15 protein-coding genes are annotated in these 19,996 nt (G+C 59.3%); 5 read left to right on the top strand and 10 right to left on the bottom strand.

The window, feature by feature from the left end:
• Positions 1 to 88: 88 nt before the first annotated feature.
• Complete coding sequence (locus tag N018_RS10415; protein ID WP_025389503.1) at positions 89 to 646, bottom strand: TetR/AcrR family transcriptional regulator; 558 nt, start codon at positions 644 to 646, stop codon at positions 89 to 91.
• Positions 647 to 826: 180 nt separating this feature from the next.
• Here N018_RS10415 and N018_RS10410 point away from each other — a divergent pair, with 180 nt between their 5' ends.
• Positions 827 to 1,987, top strand: a complete 1,161-nt coding sequence (locus N018_RS10410) for an efflux RND transporter periplasmic adaptor subunit (protein ID WP_025389502.1) — start codon at positions 827 to 829, stop codon at positions 1,985 to 1,987.
• Between the two features lie 33 nt (positions 1,988 to 2,020).
• Entirely contained in the window at positions 2,021 to 5,164 is a 3,144-nt protein-coding gene (locus N018_RS10405) for an efflux RND transporter permease subunit (protein WP_025389501.1), read from the top strand.
• Positions 5,165 to 5,216: 52 nt separating this feature from the next.
• Here the strand turns inward: N018_RS10405 and N018_RS10400 are convergent, their stop codons facing one another.
• Positions 5,217 to 6,773 carry a sensor domain-containing diguanylate cyclase gene (locus N018_RS10400; protein ID WP_032632301.1) on the bottom strand — a complete coding sequence of 519 codons (1,557 nt, stop codon included), beginning with the start codon at positions 6,771 to 6,773 and terminating at the stop codon, positions 5,217 to 5,219.
• A gap of 526 nt (positions 6,774 to 7,299) precedes the next feature.
• On the bottom strand, positions 7,300 to 8,400 hold the full coding sequence (gene sfnG / locus N018_RS10395) for a dimethylsulfone monooxygenase SfnG (RefSeq protein WP_025389500.1): 1,101 nt from the start codon (positions 8,398 to 8,400) through the stop codon (positions 7,300 to 7,302).
• A 322-nt stretch (positions 8,401 to 8,722) separates the two neighbouring features.
• On the opposite strand from sfnG, the gene N018_RS10390 reads away from it, so the two are divergent.
• Together N018_RS10390 and N018_RS10385 are read left to right on the top strand one after the other, a co-directional pair.
• Positions 8,723 to 9,058, top strand: coding sequence for a hypothetical protein (locus N018_RS10390; protein ID WP_024643338.1), 336 nt, complete (start codon positions 8,723 to 8,725; stop codon positions 9,056 to 9,058).
• A gap of 223 nt (positions 9,059 to 9,281) precedes the next feature.
• Complete coding sequence (locus tag N018_RS10385; protein ID WP_024643337.1) at positions 9,282 to 10,319, top strand: LLM class flavin-dependent oxidoreductase; 1,038 nt, start codon at positions 9,282 to 9,284, stop codon at positions 10,317 to 10,319.
• A 552-nt stretch (positions 10,320 to 10,871) separates the two neighbouring features.
• Here N018_RS10385 and N018_RS10380 read toward each other — a convergent pair.
• The 5 genes from N018_RS10380 to glnT form a co-directional block, all read right to left on the bottom strand.
• Positions 10,872 to 12,197 (bottom strand): ammonium transporter, encoded by a 1,326-nt coding sequence (locus tag N018_RS10380; RefSeq protein ID WP_025389499.1) that lies wholly within the window; start codon positions 12,195 to 12,197, stop codon positions 10,872 to 10,874.
• A 667-nt stretch (positions 12,198 to 12,864) separates the two neighbouring features.
• On the bottom strand, positions 12,865 to 14,211 hold the full coding sequence (locus N018_RS10375; RefSeq protein ID WP_025389498.1) for an FMN-binding glutamate synthase family protein: 1,347 nt from the start codon (positions 14,209 to 14,211) through the stop codon (positions 12,865 to 12,867).
• A 15-nt stretch (positions 14,212 to 14,226) separates the two neighbouring features.
• The gene (locus N018_RS10370; protein WP_024646867.1) at positions 14,227 to 14,910 is read right to left on the bottom strand and encodes a protein glxC; all 684 of its coding nucleotides are present in this window, start codon (positions 14,908 to 14,910) and stop codon (positions 14,227 to 14,229) included.
• Complete coding sequence (locus tag N018_RS10365) at positions 14,907 to 15,827, bottom strand: class II glutamine amidotransferase (RefSeq protein WP_024646866.1); 921 nt, start codon at positions 15,825 to 15,827, stop codon at positions 14,907 to 14,909. The genes N018_RS10370 and N018_RS10365 overlap by 4 nt, the downstream gene beginning before the upstream one ends.
• Before the next feature lie 94 nt (positions 15,828 to 15,921).
• Positions 15,922 to 17,256, bottom strand: coding sequence for a type III glutamate--ammonia ligase (gene glnT / locus N018_RS10360; RefSeq protein WP_024646865.1), 1,335 nt, complete (start codon positions 17,254 to 17,256; stop codon positions 15,922 to 15,924).
• A 301-nt stretch (positions 17,257 to 17,557) separates the two neighbouring features.
• Here glnT and N018_RS10355 point away from each other — a divergent pair, with 301 nt between their 5' ends.
• Positions 17,558 to 18,163 carry a helix-turn-helix domain-containing protein gene (locus N018_RS10355; protein ID WP_025389497.1) on the top strand — a complete coding sequence of 202 codons (606 nt, stop codon included), beginning with the start codon at positions 17,558 to 17,560 and terminating at the stop codon, positions 18,161 to 18,163.
• A 48-nt stretch (positions 18,164 to 18,211) separates the two neighbouring features.
• Here the strand turns inward: N018_RS10355 and N018_RS10350 are convergent, their stop codons facing one another.
• Together N018_RS10350 and N018_RS10345 are read right to left on the bottom strand one after the other, a co-directional pair.
• A complete protein-coding gene (locus tag N018_RS10350) occupies positions 18,212 to 19,378 on the bottom strand; it encodes a DUF1624 domain-containing protein (RefSeq protein WP_025389496.1) in 1,167 nt (388 codons plus the stop codon).
• A 50-nt stretch (positions 19,379 to 19,428) separates the two neighbouring features.
• Positions 19,429 to 19,989, bottom strand: coding sequence for a carbonate dehydratase (locus tag N018_RS10345; protein ID WP_024646862.1), 561 nt, complete (start codon positions 19,987 to 19,989; stop codon positions 19,429 to 19,431).
• Between the last annotated feature and the right edge of the window lie 7 nt (positions 19,990 to 19,996).

Genomic DNA, 19,996 nt, shown 5'->3' with positions numbered 1-19,996 from the left:
AACCGTGAGCAGGCGCTTAACCGTTGATCCAGAGGGCGCTAGATCGGGTGCGACAAAACAGCACGGGGGTTTTCTGCAAACTACTTGCTCACTTCACAGCCGCTGCGCCCTGCATGAAAACCTGGAGCAACACTGCGTCCAGCCCGGCGCGTGCCACCCGGCCGCGGCGTTCGGCGTCGACCAGCCCGAACAGCAATGATGCGAACGTTTCGGTCAGCACCGGAGCGCTGACATCGATGCGAAAAAGGCCTTCGCGCTGGCCACGCAGGAAAAACGCGTCCAGGGCGTCGGAATACGGCAGCCAGCGGAGGCCGCCGGCGTTCTCGTCCATGGTGTCCGGACGCCATTGGAAAACCAGAAACACCAGCATTTCCCGGTGGGTCAGGTGGTTGTCGACCAGCCGCTGCAATGCCTCAAGCACAGGCGCATGTTGCAGGTCTGCATCGGCGATCATCTTGTTCATCAGCTCGGAGGCGTGGATGAGCAGCATCTCGATCAGGTTGGCGCGGGTGCCGCAGAAGCGGTTGAGGGTGGCTTTGCTCACGCCTGCCGCTTCGGCGATGTCCTTGAATGTTCCGGTGGAATGGTCGACCAGTGCAATGGCCAGTGCTTTCAGGAGTTTTTCGTCAGCAGCGGGTACGTCCATCAGGCTCGTTGTTACCTCTTTGTCGATTTCATGCAGCGCATTGTGCAGGACATGTGTTTATTGGCACAGAATATACACAATTAGTCACCAAAGTCTCATATGAGCCAATATTGACTCATGATGGTACAAAAGCGGATGATTCGCGGCTTTAACATCTGATGGGCTGCGGCCGGGTGAATGATGAGTAATTTCAGCAATTGGCGTGTTCTGCCTGCAATAGCCCTGCTGGGCGCATTTGGCCTTGCCGGTTGCGAGCAGAAGCCGCAGCAGGACCACGCTGCGTCTGCGGCTCCCAAAACAGTGGAGGCGGTTGCTGTCAAAGCAGAATCATTCACTGTGATCGACGAATTGCCCGGCCGCATTGAGCCGGTTCGTGTGGCACAGGTGCGTGCCCGCGTGGCTGGCATCGTGCTGACGCGCAATTTCGAAGAAGGCGCTGACGTGAAAGCCGGCGCAGTGCTGTTTCAGATCGACCCGGCCCCTTTCAAGGCGGCGTTGTCCAAGGCTCAGGGTGATTTGGCCCGCACCGAAGCCACACTGTTCGAAACCCGGGCCACCGTGAAACGTTACGAGTCGCTGGTGGAGATCGAAGCGGTAAGTCGCCAGACCTTCGATTCGGCACGTTCTGCGCTACAAAACGCTATCGCAGCGAAACGCTCGGCGGAAGCTGATGTGGAAACAGCCAGACTGAACCTGGGTTACGCCACCGTTAGAGCACCTATTTCGGGTCGCATCGGCCGAGCGATGGTCACCGAAGGCGCACTGGTCGGTCAGGGCGAAACCACATTGCTGGCGACCATCCAGCAACTTGACCCGGTCTACGCCGACTTTACCCAGCCAGCGGCCGATGCGCTGCAGATGCGCGCAGCCATTCAGGAAGGCCGCCTGCCAAAGGGTGGCGAAGACGCTTTATCGCTGAGCGTTGACGGCACCGATTTCCAGAGCACCGGCACCCTGCTGTTCACCGATGTCGCGGTGGACCGAACTACCGGCCAGGTTTCGTTGCGCGCCCGCTTCGCCAACCCCAAAGGCGTGTTGCTGCCGGGTATGTATGTACGCGTGCGCACGCCGCAGCGGGTCGACGCCAACGCCATTCTTGTTCCTCAACGAGCCGTTCAGCGTTCGAGTGATGGCGCAGCCCGCGTCCTGCTGATTGGTCAGGATGGCGCGGTTGAAGCCCGTCCGGTCAAGACCGGCACCATGCAGGACTCGCGTTGGCAGATCACCGAGGGCCTGAAAGCAGGCGAACAGGTGATCTTTGGCAACCTGAGCGGCTTGAATCCGGGTGACAAGGTCATCGCCAAATCGTCATCCGCCCAGCCGCAGGCCAAGGCTCAATAAAGCCGCTTTCAGCGCGGTCGAGGATCACTCTCCATGTCTCTGTTCTTTATCAAGCGGCCCAATTTTGCCTGGGTGCTGGCCCTGTTCATTCTGCTGGCCGGCCTGATGGCCCTGCCCGCCTTGCCGGTGGCGCAGTACCCGGACGTTGCGCCCCCGCAGATCACCATCACCGCCACCTACCCGGGCGCGTCGGCCAAAGTGCTGGTGGACTCGGTGACCAGCGTCATCGAAGATGAGCTCAACGGCGCCAAGGGCATGCTGTATTACGAGTCGACCAGCAACTCGACCGGCAGCGCCGAAATCAATGTCACGTTCGTGCCCGGCACCAACCCCGACATGGCGCAGGTCGAAGTCCAGAACCGTATCAAGAAAGCCGAAGCACGCCTGCCACAGACGGTGCTCAGCCAGGGCTTGCAAGTCGAACAGGCCAGTTCCGGTTTCCTGATGATCTTCACCCTGAGTTACAAGGGCGACTCGGCCAACAAGGACACGGTCGCTCTGGCGGACTACGCGGCACGTAACGTCAACAATGAAATCAGCCGGGTGAAGGGCGTCGGCAGGTTGCAGTTCTTTGCTGCCGAAGCTGCCATGCGGGTCTGGATCGATCCGCAGAAGCTGGTCGGCTTCGGACTGTCCATCGATGACGTGAACGCTGCGATTCGCGCGCAGAACGTACAAGTCCCTGCCGGCAGTTTTGGCAGCAGCCCGGGCACATCGTTACAAGAGCTGACCGCAACCCTGGCGGTCAAGGGCACGCTGGACAACCCGGAAGAGTTCGGACGCATCGTGTTGCGGGCCAATGAAGATGGTTCTGCGGTACATCTTTCAGACGTCGCACGGGTCGCGATCGGCAGCCAGGATTACAGCTTCGAATCACGCCTGGACGGCAAGCGTGCCGTCGCCGGTGCCGTTCAGCTATCGCCGGGTGCCAATGCGATTGAAACCGTCAAGGCAGTCAAGCAACGGCTGACCGAGTTGTCAGTCAACTTCCCCGAAGGCGTCGAGTTTTCGGTGCCGTATGACACCTCGCGCTTTGTCGACGTGGCCATCGACAAGGTCATCTACACCCTGATCGAAGCCATGGTGCTGGTGTTTCTGGTGATGTTCCTGTTTCTGCAGAACATCCGCTACACGCTGATCCCGACGATTGTGGTGCCGGTGTGTCTCGCCGGCACGCTGGCGATCATGTACCTGCTGGGCTTCTCGGTGAACATGATGACCATGTTCGGCATGGTGCTGGCCATCGGTATTCTGGTCGACGACGCGATTGTGGTGGTCGAAAACGTCGAACGGATCATGGCCGAAGAAGGCCTATCCCCGACCGCCGCAACCATCAAGGCGATGCAGCAGGTGTCCGGCGCGATTTTCGGTATCACCCTGGTGCTGGCTGCGGTATTTCTGCCGCTGGCATTCATGGGTGGCTCGGTCGGCGTGATCTACCAGCAATTCTCGCTGTCGCTGGCGGTGTCGATTCTGTTTTCGGGGTTTCTGGCGCTGACGTTTACCCCGGCGCTGTGTGCCACATTGCTCAAGCCGATCCCGGGCGGGCAGCATGAAAAGCGCGGCTTTTTTGGCGGCTTCAATCGTCTGTTCGGTAGATTTACCGACCGATACGAGCGCGTCAGTTCGAGCATGATCAAGCGTGCCGGTCGCTACATGTTGCTATACGTCGGCATCGTCGGCCTGCTGGGTTTTTTCTACCTGCGCTTGCCGGAGTCATTCGTGCCGGTCGAAGACCAGGGCTATCTGATCATCGACGTGCAACTGCCACCCGGCGCGACCCGGGCGCGCACCGACGCCACAGCGCAGTTACTGGAAAACTATATGTTGTCCCGCGAAGCCACGGGCGCCGTGACCATGCTACTGGGGTTCAGTTTCTCCGGCATGGGCGAAAACGCCGGCCTGGCGTTTCCGACCCTGAAAGACTGGTCAGTGCGTGGCAAGGGCCAGTCGGCAAGCGAAGAAGCCGCGGCGTTCAATCAGCACTTTGCCGGCCTCGGCGACGGTACGGTCATGGCAGTCACGCCACCGCCCATCGAAGGGCTGGGCACCTCCGGCGGTTTCGCACTGCGCCTGCAGGACCGTGCAGGCCTGGGTCGCGAGGCGTTGCTGGCAGCGCGCAATGAGTTGCTGGGCAAAGCCAATGGCAACCCGAAAATTCTTTACGCAATGATGGAAGGCCTGGCCGAAGCGCCCCAGTTACGCCTGAATATCGACCGCGAAAAGGCGCGGGCGCTGGGGGTCAGCTTCGAGTCGATCAGCAACGCCCTCTCCACCGCATTCGGCTCCTCGGTGATCAGCGATTTCGCCAACGCCGGGCGCCAGCAGCGAGTCGTGGTGCAGGCCGAACAAGGCGCGCGGATGACCCCGGACAGCGTGCTCAAGCTGTATGTGCCCAACAGCAGCGGCACGTTGGTGCCACTGGGCGCGTTCGTTTCGACGCACTGGGAAGAAGGCCCGGTCCAGATCGCCCGCTACAACGGCTACCCGACGTTCCGGATCGCAGGCGACGCACCACCGGGTGTCAGTACCGGCGAGGCCATGGCCGAAATCGAACGTATCGTCGCCGGTCTGCCTCCAGGCATCGGCTATGAGTGGACTGGCCTGTCCTATCAGGAAAAGGTCGCCAGCGGTCAGGCGACCGGTCTGTTCGCCCTCGCGCTGTTAGTGGTGTTCCTGTTGCTGGTCGCACTGTATGAAAGCTGGGCGATTCCACTGGTGGTCATGCTGATCGTACCGGTGGGCGCGCTGGGTTCGGTGCTGGCGGTAACAGCGGTGGGCATGCCCAACGATGTGTATTTTAAAGTCGGGTTGATCACCATCATCGGGCTGGCGGCGAAAAACGCGATTCTCATCGTCGAGTTCGCCAAAGAGCTGTGGGATCAAGGTCATTCATTGCGTGATGCTGCCCTGCAGGCAGCACGGCTGCGCTTGCGGCCGATTGTCATGACGTCGCTGGCCTTCATTCTTGGCGTGGTGCCGCTGACGCTGGCTACCGGCGCAGGTGCCGCGAGCCAGCGTGCAATCGGCACGGGTGTCATCGGCGGGATGCTCAGTGCGACCCTGCTGGGGGTTATTCTGGTGCCGATCTTCTTCGTCTGGGTGCTGTCGGTACTACGCCGCAAACCGCACGGCCAACAGACTGATGAAGCAGCGCAAATGCCGGACAAGGAATAAACACAGGCCGCCAGGACTCAGGCTATCCGGCCAGTCGATCAGGTAATCCATATTACTGATCGGCCTCGGCCTTGGCCTGAGTCCAGCCTGGCAGCGTACCAATGGCGGTTTCCGAGGCAACGCTTACCCGGTTACGGCCCTGGGACTTGGCGGCATAAAGCGCCCGGTCGGCCAGTTCTATCAGGCCGCGCTGATCCTGCTGTCGATCCGTGCCCATGAAAGTCGCCACGCCGAGACTCACCGTGACAATCCCGTATGGGCTATCGAGATGCTCTATCTGCTCGTTCTGAATGGACCTCAAGATGCTCTCGGCAAGCTGATGCGCACTGGACTCATCGGTATCGGGCAGCACCACTGCGATCTCCTCGCCGCCATAGCGGGCGGCGACATCACAGGGCCGGCGAACGCACTGCTCGACCAGGCGGGCAAGGGTCACCAGGCATTCGTCGCCAGCCAAATGGCCGTAATGGTCGTTGTAGCGCTTGAAATGATCGGCGTCGATCAGAATCAGTGACAGCATGCTGCGCTCGCGCCGGGCACGCTTGAATTCCACATCGAGAAACTGATCGAAGCGTCTGCGATTGGCCAATCCGGTGAGCTTGTCTTCAGAGGCGATCAATTCCAGATGCTGGTTGAGCAGGATCAGCGCGGCCTGAGACTCCAGCAACTGGTCTTCGGCACGTATGCGGCTGTGGATGTGCCTGATCAAACGCACACCCAGCCCGATCACCAGGCCCAACAACAACAGCATGACCACGAGCGACTGCCGGGTCTGCCCCAGCCAGGCAAGCATGGCTTCCTTCTGGCCGAGCGCAACGATGGTCACAATCGGGTACACATCACTGCGTTTGAATGCATAGAAACGCGCCACACCGTCGATTTGAGAGACGAAATGAGCCGTCCCGGACGACTCGTTACGCCGGGTAGTGAATACAGGCGTCGTGGAAAGATCACGGCCGATTTCTGCTTCCAGGTGGGGATACCTCACGCGCAGGTGCCCGGCCGGTGTGGTCAGACTGATGACACCGGTGTCTCCGATCTGAATGCCCGAGTAAAAACTCAACAGATGATTGATACCGATGGTCACAGCCATGACCCCGGCAAAACTGGAGTCGGGATTGTTGATACGACGACTGACCGATATCACCCATTCCCCGGACGCACGACTGCGAATCGTGGGGCCTATATAGGTCGCCCGGCTGGGCTCTTCGAGGTGATGTTTGAAAAACTCACGCCCGGCACTGTTCACACCCACGGCTTTCGGGTTGGTCGAAAAGATGGAAACTCCGTTCGCATTCAACAGGGTGACCGTATCGATCTGCGGCAATGCGCCCATTTCGCGGGCAATGACCCACCTCAGTCGCTCTATCTGATCAGGCCCGGTGCCGTCTTTTTCGACACGCTCCGTCAGGCCGATCAGCATCAGCTCGCTCTGCTTGAAGATGCCATCTGTATAGGTGCTCAGCGCCGCAGCCAGATTGACCGTGCTGGTCTGGATGTTCTCCAGCGTGTTACGGCGCGCAGTCCATGCCTGCCAGACCATCAGCATCACCACGCAGCCGCACACTACAAAGATCAGCCATGACGCAAGCCGAAGGTCGCGTTTCAAAACCTTCCTCCACAACAATTGAGAACCAGTGTCTCTGGTTTTTCTGAAAACCGGACCTGATTGCTCAGGAACCCTCGGCAACCCTTTATCTTCATCAACTACCGTTTTTGGCGATGCACTCGGCTTCACCTGAGCGTCGGGCACCCAAGGTACGAAAAGAATGCACGCCAGATAATGGCATTACAATGCCACTTGTGAATGACAGTTGATTATCAGGCTCTGCACGGAAAGTCGGCGAGCAAAGGTCAGGCAAGGCAAAAACAGGCGAGAACCGGCCGGGGGTCGCGCTCGACTCTACCTGTTGTAAATGAGCATTCCGATCGGACTCGCGCTTGATCGGACTCGCGCTCGAGCCTGTTTTTAACGCAGCATCACCGAGCGCAGCCACTTTACGCACAGAGCCTAGGGGCTAAAAGTACGCGTACAGGCGCCATCTGGATCACAGTAGCGGCTGATTTTCTGAATGGGCCGTGAGCGCTGAGCGCTCACGGCGAGGAAGGCAGGGATCGGGAGGCGTTACGGAGGGTCAGGCAATAGCGGCAGCGGGTTTGCGTTGGGCAGCCACTTCCAGCTCACGAACCAGCGGCAACACACGCTCACCGAAATAAGCGACTTCTTCCTGGAAATGCAAAAACGCCGACAACACCAGATCGACGCCGACTGACTTCAGCTCGACGATGCGCTCGGCAATCTGGCGCGGCGTGCCGATCAGGTTGGTCTTGAAACCGTCGTTGTATTGCACGAGGTCCTGAAAAGTGGATTTGGCCCAGTTGCCCTCGCCTTCCGGGCTGGCTTTGCCGGCCTGTTTCGCTGCATCACCGAATGCGTTGACCGCTTCTGGATCAGCCTTGTCGATAATCTCGGCAAGCACGGCACGCGCTTCCTCCTCGGTATCACGGGCAATGATGAACGCATTGACACCGATCTTCACCGAATGACCATTGGCAGCCGCCTTGGCACGAATGTCATCGACTTGCGCCTTGATGCCTTCGAGGGTGTTACCGTTGGTGAAATACCAGTCCGAAACACGCGCCGCCATGTCGCGAGCGGCCCTTGAGCTGCCGCCCTGAAAGATCTCGGGATGCGGGCGCTGGATGGGCTTGGGTTTGAGGGTGTAATCGTGGAAGCGATAGAAATCCCCCTTGAACGTGAAATTGTCGGTGGTCCAGATACCCTTCAAGGCACGAATGAACTCTTCGGAGCGGCGATAACGCTCGTCGTGCTCCAGCCACGGCTCGCCAATTGCCTGAAACTCGCCCTTGAACCAGCCGCTGACGATGTTGACCGCCACCCGCCCTGCCGTGAGCTGGTCAATGGTTGCCAGTTGCTTGGCCACTACTAATGGCGTCCATGGCCCCGGCAGAATCGCGGCAATGACCTTGAGTTTTTCAGTCGCTGCCAGCAAGGCATGGCTGAACGCTACCGATTCATGCTGGTACTCGGCACCGTACCCGGCGGTGAAGCGGATCTGAGTCAGGGCGTATTCGAAACCGGACCGCTCGGCGATCTGCGCCAGCTTGCGGTTGTAATCGATCGTCCAGCTGGTGCGCTGTTCGATCTTGCTGACGACCAGTCCACCGCTGACGTTCGGCACCCAGTACGCAAATTTGATGGACGGCTGACTCATATCAGTACTCCTCTGACGATGGAATCCCGAACGCAGGAGTCGAACGGGCTTACAACATCGACAGAGCAGCAACCATGCCATTTGCACAAAAGCATTCATATCAATCAGTTAGCAAGCCTGCCCCGCTGCGTCAACTGTCCGTACGCTTGCAAGCTGTCGAGCTGCTGTTGCCAGGCCAACAGCCAGTGCTGACACACTCCGGCAAGCAGCCAGGCGGATCAGGCATACGAGCCGACGAAAGGATGACCGTAGTAGCTATTCAGAACCGCGGGACGGGAGTAAATTCGGATCCAAACTGTTGCATTCATCCGCAGGAGCACTGATGAAGCTTAATGCCTGTCTTTTGGCCTTATTGATCCCCGCCTTCTCGCTACACGCCGAAGGAAAAAGCATAACTGTCCACGCGGACCCTACCGCCCACCACGCACTGGTGGAGAAAAGCGGAAGCGCAGACCTGCGAGTCGTCGTCACTCGCCGGGAAGGCCTGCTTGGTGTGATCTATTCCAAACGTCTCTACAACTGTGAGAAACACACAGTGAATCTGGTCGGCACCGGCTCGACCCTGGAAATCATGGAGCGCGCTCGTGCGGTCAGCGGCATGGGGCCAATCATCCAAGACACCACGGACGATTACATTGCTTCCGAGGCGTGCAGTTGATCTGACTTGAGGCTGTGCTCTCAGCTGTTCCCTCCCGGTAACTCCCCCCAAAAAGCGCCCGCACCAGGCGCTTTTTTTGTGGTCGGCCATTACCTTTTACGCGTGCTCCTCTCGTCTGCAAAAAAGACTTGCACAGCTAATATTACGGTATACCATCAGACAGACAAAACCGCACGCCGGTTTAGCCTGCGCAAGCGCCACGATTTGAACGAGGTAAAGTGTCATGAAGTTTTCATTGTTCGTGCACATGGAACGTTGGGATGAAAGCGTCAGTCATCGCCAGCTTTTCGAAGACCTGACCGAGCTGACGTTGATGGCCGAACACGGCGGCTTCAGCACCGTGTGGATCGGCGAACACCATGCGATGGAATACACCATCTCGCCAAGCCCGATGCCGCTGCTGGCTTATCTGGCCGCGAAGACCACACATATCCATCTCGGCGCAGGCACGATAATCGCGCCGTTCTGGCATCCGTTGCGAGTAGCCGGTGAATGCGCATTGCTGGACGTGATCAGCAACGGGCGCATGGAAGTCGGCCTCGCACGTGGCGCGTATCAAGTGGAGTTCGACCGGATGGCAGGCGGGATGCCTGCTTCCGAAGGCGGCAAGGCGCTGCGCGAGATGGTCCCGGTGATTCGTGCCTTGTGGCAAGGCGACTATGCGCATGATGGCGATATCTGGAAATTCCCCACGTCGACCTGCGTGCCCAAGCCGATCAATCCCCCACCGATGTGGATTGCCGCCCGCGACCCTGACTCGCACAATTTCGCGGTGCAGAACGGCTGCAATGTGATGGTCACGCCGCTGATGAAGGGCGATGAGGAAGTGGTCGATCTGAAGAACAAGTTCGAAGCTGCGCTGGCCAATAACCCTGACGTGCCTCGCCCGCAATTGATGGTGCTGCGCCATACCCATGTGCATGCGGCAGACAATCCTGAAGGCTGGAAAGTGGGCGCAAGCGCCATCGCGAAGTTCTACCGCACGTTTGATGCGTGGTTTGGCAATAAACAGACGCCGGTGAATGGCTTTCTCGCGCCGAGCCCGGAAGAGAAGTTCAAGGATCGTCCAGAGTTCGAGCTGGAGAACATTCGCAAAAACACCATGATCGGTACCCCCGAAGAGATCATTCCGCGTATCCGTCATTATCAGGAGCTGGGGGTCGACGAGTTCAGCTTCTGGTGCGACAACAGCCTGCCGCACGCAGAGAAGAAGAAGTCGCTTGAGCTGTTCATCAAGCACGTGGTGCCGGCGTTTCGCTGAGCTGAACAAGAACGGTAACGCTCATGCCAATCCTCGCGTCCCTTGCGACGCAGAGCGTCGCGAAGGGCGTTCCCATGCTGGAGCGTGAGGAACGCGAGGTGTCGGGGCTTTTGATCGTTCCCGCGCTCTGCGTGGTAATGCCTTTCGTGACGCTCTGCGTCACACAGCGGTTCTGTGGTGTCAGGTGGATTGGCGTTTGACTCAGGTCACCTTTTCGCCCCTCGGCGAGTTACTTTGATGGGGCCAAAGTAACCAAACCCCCTGGCTCCGTTTCCGGCCGACTTCGTCGGGTTCCTTCGTCCTGTCACTGATCCGGGGGTCGCCGCAACGGGCCATCCATGGCCCGGTGCGGCTAGCCTGGCGTCCTGCCAGGCTACCCCCGGATCAGCGCCAGAACTCAGCCGTCACTTACGTCGCACTCTGCGTCGTCAGTGATATCGTGATGAAAAAGCGCTTTCTTTTATGTGCAGGGATTACGGGCAATGCACGGCATTGCGCTGCAACACAGATGTGACACAGAGCATCATCCAACGCATCGACACGCCAGCCATCTCAATGGTTATAAGCCCGCTCGTTATGTTCAGCCAGGTCCAGGCCCATTTCTTCCACTGACTCGTGAGCCCGCAGGCCGATCAGTATCTGGACGACCTTGAGGATGATCCAGCTGACTGCGAAGCAGTAGGCGGTGGTGAACAGCACGCCTTTGATCTGGGCAATCACTTGCGCACCCATGGTGACGTCCGGGACCAGTCCGCCCAGTGAGGGTACGCAGAACACGCCGGTGAGCACTGCGCCGATCATGCCGCCGATGCCGTGCAGGCCGAAGACGTCGAGGCTGTCGTCATAGCCGAGGCGTTTTTTCAGGACGGTTACGCTCAGGTAGCAGAACACTCCGCACAGCACGCCGATGGCCAGTGCCCCGCCGACTCCGACGTAGGCACACGCCGGTGTGATGCCGACCAGCCCCGCCAAGGCGCCGCTTGCCAGCCCCAGTGCGCTGGGCTTGCCGACCTTGAACCACTCTGTGAACATCCAGCCGAGTATCCCCGCGCACGCCCCCACTTGCGTGTTGAGCATGACGATGCCGGAGGTGCCGTTCAGGCCACCGCCCGAGCCGATGTTGAAGCCGAACCAGCCGACCCAGAGCATCGCCGCACCGGCCATGGTCAGGCTCAGGTTGTGCGCAGGCATCGGCGTATTCTGGTAGCCCTTGCGCTTGCCCAGTACCAGACACGCCGCCAGTGCCGCCACACCGGCATTGATATGCACGGCGGTGCCCCCGGCAAAATCAAGCACGCCCCAGTTGTGCATCAACGCGCCCGCCCCGCCCCAGACCATATGGGCCACCGGCGCATACACCAGTGTGAACCACAGCGCCATGAACAGCAGCGCGGCGGAGAATTTCATGCGCTCGGCGAAGGCCCCGGCGATCAGTGCCGGGGTAATGATGGCGAAGGTCATCTGGAAGGTCACGAACACGCCTTCCGGAATGTCGCCCACCAGGCTGTCGGGCGTCATGCCGGCCAGAAACGCGCGACTCAGACCGCCGACGAAGCTGTTGAAGGTCACCTGCCCTTCGACCATGTTGCTGGTGTCGACCACCATGCTGTAGCCATAGATGACCCACAGCACGCCCACCACACCGGCGATGCCGAAGCATTGGGTGAACAGCGAGAGCATGTTTTTGGCACGCACCAGCCCGCCGTAAAACAGCGCCAGGCCCGGAAGGCACATGAATAACACCAGCACTGCTGCGGTGACCATCCAGGCCGTGCTGCCGGTTTTCAGAACAGGGGCGTCAGCTGCGCGCACGATCGGAGCGAAGGCGCCGAGCGCGAGTAAAGCCGTAAGGGATTTGCCGTGTAGACGATTGACCATGTTCAAAGCTCCCGCAAATGAATGGAAAGTGTCTGGCAGCAAAGAGGGTCATTCAGATAAGCGAGGCTCTTCGGCCTCTTGAGGGTTGAGTTCTCGTTGCACGGACGGCGCATGCACATGTCTTGAAGCCCTGGAAAACGGGGCTGACACGAGGACGATTCTCGTTCCCACGCGCCGCGTGGTAATGCCTTTCGTGACGCTCTGCGTCACACGGCGGTTCTGCGATGTCAGTGCTGTTTGTTTACGGCTCGACGCACCTTTTCGCCCCTCGGCGAGTTACTTTGATGGGGCCAAAGTAACCAAACCCCCTGGCTCCGTTTCCGGCCCGACTTCGTCGGGTTCCTTCGCCCTGTCACTGATCCGGGGGTCGCCGCAACGGGCCATCCATGGCCCGGTGCGGCTAGCCTGGCGTCCTGCCAGGCTACCCCCGGATCAGCGCCAGGACTCAGCCGTCACTTACGTCGCAATCTGCGTCGTCAGTGCCATCGTGATCGAAAAGCACTTTATGGCATCAGTCAGTGCCATCTCGATCGAAAAACACGTTATGGCATCAGTCAGTGCCATCTCGATCAAAAAGCACGTTATGGCATCAGTGAGTGCCATCGCGTTCCAAAAGATTGTAATGGCATCAGTCAGTGCTATCGCGGTCCAAAAGATCGTTATGGCATCAGTAACCCGAACCCGAACCCGAACCCGGAATCCACGACGTCCCGGCCAAGGGCACGCGCGCCATGGCCGCAGACTCGACGGTCAGTGCCACCAGGTCTTCCGGGTCGAGGTTATGCAGGTGTGATTTACCGCATGCGCGGGCCATGGTCTGCGCTTCGAGGACGAGCACACGCAGGTAGTTGGCCAGACGCCGTCCGCCTTCGACCGGGTCGAGACGTTTGGACAGCTCCGGGTCCTGAGTGGTGATGCCAGCCGGGTCACGGCCGTTCTGCCAGTCGTCGTAGAAGCCGGCTGCCGAGCCGATCTTTTTCAGTTCTTCGTCCAGACGCGGATGGTTATCGCCAAGTGCGATCAACGCTGCTGTACCAATTGCCACAGCATCGGCGCCCAGCGCCATGGCTTTGGCGACGTCAGCACCGTTGCGAATCCCGCCGGAGACGATTAGTTGCACCTTGCGGTGCATGCCCATCTCCTGCAACGCCTGAACCGCCTGCGGAATGGCCGGCAGAATCGGGATGCCGACGTGCTCGATGAACACTTCCTGAGTCGCCGCCGTACCGCCTTGCATGCCGTCGAGTACGATCACGTCCGCTCCGGCTTTCACCGCCAGCTTCACGTCATAGTAAGGACGGCTGGCACCGATCTTCACGTAGATCGGCTTCTCCCAGTCGGTGATTTCACGAATTTCGGCAATCTTTATCGCCAGGTCATCCGGCCCGGTCCAGTCGGGGTGACGGCATGCGGAACGCTGATCGACGCCGACCGGCAACGTACGCATGCCAGCCACGCGTTCGGTCACTTTCATGCCCAGCAACATGCCACCGCCGCCCGGCTTGGCGCCCTGCCCCAGGACGATTTCGATGGCATCGGCCTTGCGCAGGTCATCCGGGTTCATGCCGTAACGCGATGGCAGGTACTGATAGACCAGATGCTGCGACTGGCCACGTTCTTCCGGGGTCATTCCGCCGTCGCCGGTGGTGGTGCTGGTCCCCGCGATGGTCGCGCCACGGCCCAGTGCTTCCTTGGCGTTGGCCGACAACGCGCCGAAGCTCATGCCCGCGATGGTCACCGGAATTTTCAGGTACAGAGGCTTTTTGGCGAAACGATTACCGAGCACCACGTCGGTGCCGCACTTCTCGCGGTAGCCTTCCAGCGGGTAGCGCGACACGCTGGCGCCGAGCAACAGCAGGTCGTCGAAGTGCGGCAGCTTGCGCTTGGTGCCACCACCGCGAATGTCGTAGATGCCGGTTTCCGCAGCACGCTGAATTTCCTGAATGGTCAGGCGATCGAAAGTGGCCGACTCGCGCAGGACTGGAGCAGGTTTGTGGCTAATAGGGTCGCTCATGGTAATGCTCCTGGATCAGTACGCGGAGGCGTTATCGACTTTGAAGTTGTAAAGCTGACGGGCCGAGCCGTAGCGTTTGAAATCCGCTGCCTTCTCGTTGAAGCCCGCGCGATTGAGCAACTCCTGCAACTCCTGCAAATGCTCTTCACGCATCTCCTTGGCGATACAGTCAGAGCCCAGTGACTCGACCTTGCCTTTGACGTAGATCCGGGTTTCATACAGCGAGTCGCCCAGCGCATCGCCCGCATCACCACAGACCACCAGGCGACCGGCCTGACCCATAAAGCAGCTCATGTGCCCGATGCTGCCGCCAACCACGATGTCGATCCCCTTCATGGAAATCCCGCAACGCGCCCCGGCATCGCCTTCAATCACCAGCAGGCCACCATGTGCCGTCGCGCCGGCCGCCTGCGAGGCGCTGCCCTTGACCCGCACGGCGCCGGACATCATGTTTTCCGCGCAACCAACGCCGACGTTGCCATGCACAGTGATTGACGCTTTCTGGTTCATCCCGGCGCAGTAATAGCCGGCATGCCCCTGAATATCGATGGAGATCGCTTCGTTGACACCGACTGCGAGGTTATGTGCGCCATCGGGATGGGTCACCAGCCATTCGCGGTCCTGCAGTTCCTTGACCTGATCGTGCAGAGCCTGATTGAGATCACGCACGCTGGCGCTGGAAAGATCGACAGTTTTCATGAGCGTGCTCCCTCGGCTGGCTCGCGTTCCCAGATGTACATGGTGGCCGGGACCGGTTCCCAGACCCTGGCGTTCTCGATCCCCGGCAGGCTGGAAAGCGCCTGATACTCCGAGGCCATAGCAACGTAATCATCGGTTTCGGCAAGAATGGCCGGTTTGCAGGCAATCGGGTCGCGAATCACTGCAAAGCCGTTGCGCGTGCCAATGGCGAAGGTGAAGAAACCGTCGAGGTCTTCCAGCGACTTGTCGAGTGCCTGTTTGAGGCTGTCGCCCTGTTGCAGCCGCCAGGCCAGATAACCGGCCGCCACTTCGGTGTCGTTGTCGGTCTCGAAATGAATGCCTTCGCGACGCAGGTTCTGGCGCAGACGGAAGTGGTTGGACAGCGAGCCGTTGTGCACCAGGCACAGGTCGGAGCCGGTTGAAAACGGGTGGCTGCCTTCCATGGTCACGGCGCTTTCAGTGGCCATGCGGGTGTGGCCGATGATATGGCTGCCCTTCATGGACGCGAGGCCGAAGCGCGAGGAAATCTCCCTCGGCAGGCCCATGCCCTTGAGAATCTCGATGCTCTGCCCGGCGCTCATGATGCGCACGCTCGGCGCCAGCTCAGCCAGCGCTGCACGCACCGGAGCCTCCTCGGCCTGAATCTTCAGCACCACAGCGCTGGCGTTCTGAAACCAGTCCAGTGGTGCATTCAATCGGGTGTCCAGCGCCGCAATCAGCGCCTTGAAATCATACTGTTCAGTGGTGGCCTGCAAGGTCAGCTTGACCCAGCCATCCGCCACTTCATCGCCGTAAATGGCAAACCCGGCACTGTCCGGCCCACGATCGGTCATGGCCTCAAGCATGGGTTCAAACAGCTTGCCGAGCTGCGACTCCAGCGCCGGGTTTTTCAGATATAAGCCAACGATTCCGCACATAAGCCTCACCTTGTTCGGAGCGGCAAGCTTTTAGCTGCAAGCTGCAAGCTGAAAACCAACCGCGTAGACAGAAAAATTAAATACACCGCAACAGCTAGAAAAATTCGATATAGCGCTTCACTTCCCAGTCGCTCACGTGGCGGCTGTACTCCACCCATTCCATGCGCTTGAGGCGGATGAATTCGTCAACGATCTCGTTGCCCAGCACCTCGGCGAACAACGGATCGGCTTCGAGTGCATCACAGGCTTCCTTGAGCGACTGCGGCAGGGTCTTGATGCCCCGTGCGGCGATTTCTTCCAGGCTCAGTTTGTAAAGGTTCTCGTTGCATACCTGATCGATTTCCAGCTGCCGGTCGATGCCGTCCAGCCCTGCGGCAATGATCGCGGCGCTGACCAGGTACGGATTGCAACCGGCGTCGGGCAGGCGAAATTCCAGGCGACCATAAGGCACGCGCACCATCGCCGAGCGGTTGTTGGCGCCGAACGCGATAAAGGCCGGAGCCCAGGTCGCTCCCGACAGTGAATTGCCGACCACCAGCCGCTTGTAGGAATTAACCGTCGGCGCGGCGAAAGCACACAACGCCGGGCCGTGAGCCAACAAGCCTGCCGCGAAGTGATAGGCCAGCCTGGACAACCCCATGCCGCTCGGATCGCTGGCATCGTGGAACAGGTTCTTGTTATTGGCACTGGCGATCGACAGGTGAAAGTGCATGCCATTGCCGGCACGTTTGGGGTCGGGCTTGGGCATGAACGAGCAGATCATGCCCATGTCATTGGCGATCTCCCCGGCGGCCATGCGGAAGAAGGTGAAACGGTCAGCCGATTCCATGGCGTCGCTGTAGGTGTAATTGATCTCGAACTGACCGTTGGCGTCTTCGTGATCGATCTGATAGATGTCGAAACCCACGGGCTGCAAAGCTTCGGTCAGCCGCTCGAGAAATTCCCGGGAACGCGACAGGCCTTTGTAGTCGTAGCAAGGCTTGTCGAGCGTGTCGCTGGCGTCGACCATTTGCAGACTGCCAGCGGCATCGCGCTTGAACAGACTGAATTCAGGCTCCAGGCCGGTGTTCAGCGTCCAGCCACGCTGACTGAGGCGCTCGACCTGCTGTTGCAGCACATAACGGCTGTCGTAAGGCCACGGTTTGCCCTCCACATGCCCGATGCACACCACCCGCCCGTAACCCGGCTGCCACGGCACCGGCGTCAGTGACGCCAGGTCACCCTTGGCCATGAAGTCAGGGCCGTGAGGCTCCATGCCCATGCCGCAGATGGCAAAGCCGGCAAAACCGGCACCCGCTTCAGCCACCATTTCCAGACCGGAAACAGGGACCGATTTGGTCTTCGACGAGCCATGAATATCCACGAACTGAGCCAACACGTACTTGATGCCGTGCTGCTCGATCAGACGCTGTGTTTCGGGTGGCAACATGAGCTTGTCTCCTGGCATAAGCAAAACGTTTCAGAGAGGAATCGAAGTTTCACGGCCTGACGAGATATATTCCGAACAGGAAACTTAATTTCTCTTTAGGAATGCAAAGCGCTTGCCAATTGGGGATGCCAGGTACTTTTGAATGCGTGAAGGGCGCAATCCAGCTGTTTGCAGGGTCTGTTTCTGTGGGAAACTCGTTTTCTCTCAGGGAATAAACGATTAACTGAGTCCGCACGGAAAGCGCAGCCTGCACATCCCCAGTGCGAAACAAAAATTATTGAGCGGAAACTGTGCACAACCGATGAATACGCCGAACGAACTGCATCCCAAATTGAAGCTCGAGCAATACCTGGGCATTCAAATCAAACGCCAGCGCCAGGCGCAGGAATTGAAGCTGGCCGATGTCGCGCGTATTGCCGGTATCAGCCAAGGCATGCTGAGCAAGATCGAGAACGCGCAGGTTTCGACGAGCCTCGACAACCTCAGCCGCCTGTGCGACGTGCTGGGCATGCCCATGTCCAAACTGTTCAGTCAGTACGATCAGCAAGGCAGCAGTGCGCTACTGGTCAAGGCTGATGAAGGGCTGGAGGTGGTCAGGCGCGGTACCGAGAAGGGTCATACCTATCACCTGCTCAACCACACCCGTGGGCCGAAGAAGAGTTTCGAGGCGTACATGGTGACGATGGACGATGCCAGCGAAGAGTTTCCGACCTTCTCACACCCTGGCACGGAGTTTCTGCACCTGCTGGAAGGCGAACTGATCTACCGCCACGGCAACCAGCTGTATCCGATGCAGACCGGTGACAGCCTGACTTTTGACGGCGATATCCCCCATGGCCCCGAGCAGCTGGTGCAGGTGCCGATCAAACTGCTGTCGATCATGAACTACGGGGCGCACGGAGACTGACGCCAGGCGAGACGCGGTACGCCAGCAGGCGTACCGCTGTTGCGAGGGCTAGAAGTATTTCAGCCAGCTGATATCACGACGGCGAGCCTTGAGCGCGGCGAACCAGCGCACTGCCGGGAACAGCAACACGGCCAGTATCACCGAGGTCAGCCAGACACCCCACATGTGGTCGAAACCGAAGTAGGTGCCCTGATTGGTACCCCAGATAGCCAAGGCAATCAGGTACAGGATTTTCAGCACGTAAAGGTGCAGCAAGTAGAAAAACATCGGCGCCGAACCGAGCACCACCAGCGGCCGCAACACGCTTTTTTCCTGACCGCGTTCGAAGGCGATGAGGATCAGCAGACCAATCCCCAGCGTCAGGCAGATGAACAGCAGCGAGGGCGGGTATTTGGTGATGTTGAAAAAGCTCATGACCGTCTGTATGCCGGTGTCGCCGACACTCCACGGTTTTTCACCGTAGCCGTTGATCAGGCGCAGAACCACGAAGCCCAGCAGCGCCCCTGCCCCGCACTTCCACAGGTTCGCACGACGTTTCGCCGCGTCGTAACTGCTTGAGAACCAGGGGCCCGCGGCGTAGCCCAGTGCGATGATGCCGATCCACGGCAACAGCGGATAAGACGTACGCAAACGCAGGTTATCGGAAGCCTCGATCCAGCCACGGTCGTGCAGAATCGCCCACGGCACGTGCATGGCCGACTCGACACCGAAATGCACGGTGTCCAGCAGGTTATGCCCGGCGATGATCACCACGCCGATGAGCACCAGCGCCCAGCGCGGCAGGAACACCATCAGTGACAGCGCGACCATGCTCAGGCCGATGGCCCAGATCACTTGCAGGTAGATGATGGTTGGCGGGAACTGGAAGGTCCAGGCAAAGCTAACCAGCGTGAACTCCAGCGCAATCAGAAACAGACCGCGCTTGAGCAGGAACGCCGAAACGTCGGTCTTGCCCTGATATTTCTCGCCATACAGGAACGCCGAAAGCCCGGTCAGCAGGACGAACAGTGGCGCACACAAATGCGCCAGCGTCCGGCTGAAAAACAGCTCGGGCGCGGTGGTTGTGACGTCCATCGGGTCGATGACCTGGTGGTGCATGAAGAACGTTTCGCGGACATGGTCCAGCAACATGAAAAGAATGATCAGCCCGCGCAGAGCATCGATCGAGCGTAGCCGTGATGCGGGTGCCCGGGTTGAGTGAACAGCTGTTGTCATGAAAGATCCATATCCGTGGGCGGAAGTGCAATGAGTCGAGGGTTCCTGGGTCAGAACTCGTTCTGAAGCGCCTTGTAGCCGCGCACCAGATCAATATTGGTGTGCGCGACATCTTCGGAAAACTCCGAAGCCGAAATGCTCACCGGTGGAAATTGCGAAAGGTCAGTGCCCGGCCCGATCCGGGTGGTGGACGGCACGTAAAAGTGCTCCGGCAAATCGCGACCGTCGACCACTGAGTTGTGCCTGACCACACTGCCGTTGCCGACCTGGCAATTGAACAGCACGCTATTGAAACCGATGAACACGCGATCTCCGACTATGCAAGGTCCGTGCACAATAGAACGGTGGGCAATCGAGGTGAACTCGCCGATGGTGACAGCAGCACCCGATTTCGAATGGATCACCACGCCATCTTGAATGTTGGAATTGGCACCGATCACGATGGGTTCCATGTCCCCGCTGGCATCGACTTCGTCGGCGCGGATCACCGCGTAGGGACCGACAAATACGTTGTCCTTGATGATCACTTTGCCACAGATGATCGCGGTTTTATCGATGTAGGCGGACTCGGCAATGACCGGCAGATGGCCGGACGGATTTTTACGGATCACGGTATGA

The organism is Pseudomonas syringae CC1557 (assembly GCF_000452705.1).
Classification (GTDB): domain Bacteria; phylum Pseudomonadota; class Gammaproteobacteria; order Pseudomonadales; family Pseudomonadaceae; genus Aquipseudomonas; species Aquipseudomonas syringae_F.
Note: the sequence above shows the minus strand (reverse complement) of the source record. Positions and strands in the feature narration are given on the sequence as shown.

Excerpts from the sequence above, each read along its gene's own strand:
- N018_RS10415 (WP_025389503.1), bottom strand. The coding sequence starts at position 646 with ATGGACGTACCCGCTGCTGACGAAAAACTCCTGAAAGCACTGGCCATT.
- N018_RS10410 (WP_025389502.1), top strand. The coding sequence starts at position 827 with ATGAGTAATTTCAGCAATTGGCGTGTTCTGCCTGCAATAGCCCTGCTG.
- N018_RS10405 (WP_025389501.1), top strand. The coding sequence starts at position 2,021 with ATGTCTCTGTTCTTTATCAAGCGGCCCAATTTTGCCTGGGTGCTGGCC.
- sfnG (WP_025389500.1), bottom strand. The coding sequence starts at position 8,400 with ATGAGTCAGCCGTCCATCAAATTTGCGTACTGGGTGCCGAACGTCAGC.
- N018_RS10390 (WP_024643338.1), top strand. The coding sequence starts at position 8,723 with ATGAAGCTTAATGCCTGTCTTTTGGCCTTATTGATCCCCGCCTTCTCG.
- N018_RS10385 (WP_024643337.1), top strand. The coding sequence starts at position 9,282 with ATGAAGTTTTCATTGTTCGTGCACATGGAACGTTGGGATGAAAGCGTC.
- N018_RS10380 (WP_025389499.1), bottom strand. The coding sequence starts at position 12,197 with ATGGTCAATCGTCTACACGGCAAATCCCTTACGGCTTTACTCGCGCTC.
- N018_RS10375 (WP_025389498.1), bottom strand. The coding sequence starts at position 14,211 with ATGAGCGACCCTATTAGCCACAAACCTGCTCCAGTCCTGCGCGAGTCG.
- N018_RS10370 (WP_024646867.1), bottom strand. The coding sequence starts at position 14,910 with ATGAAAACTGTCGATCTTTCCAGCGCCAGCGTGCGTGATCTCAATCAG.
- N018_RS10365 (WP_024646866.1), bottom strand. The coding sequence starts at position 15,827 with ATGTGCGGAATCGTTGGCTTATATCTGAAAAACCCGGCGCTGGAGTCG.
- glnT (WP_024646865.1), bottom strand. The coding sequence starts at position 17,256 with ATGTTGCCACCCGAAACACAGCGTCTGATCGAGCAGCACGGCATCAAG.
- N018_RS10355 (WP_025389497.1), top strand. The coding sequence starts at position 17,558 with ATGAATACGCCGAACGAACTGCATCCCAAATTGAAGCTCGAGCAATAC.
- N018_RS10350 (WP_025389496.1), bottom strand. The coding sequence starts at position 19,378 with ATGACAACAGCTGTTCACTCAACCCGGGCACCCGCATCACGGCTACGC.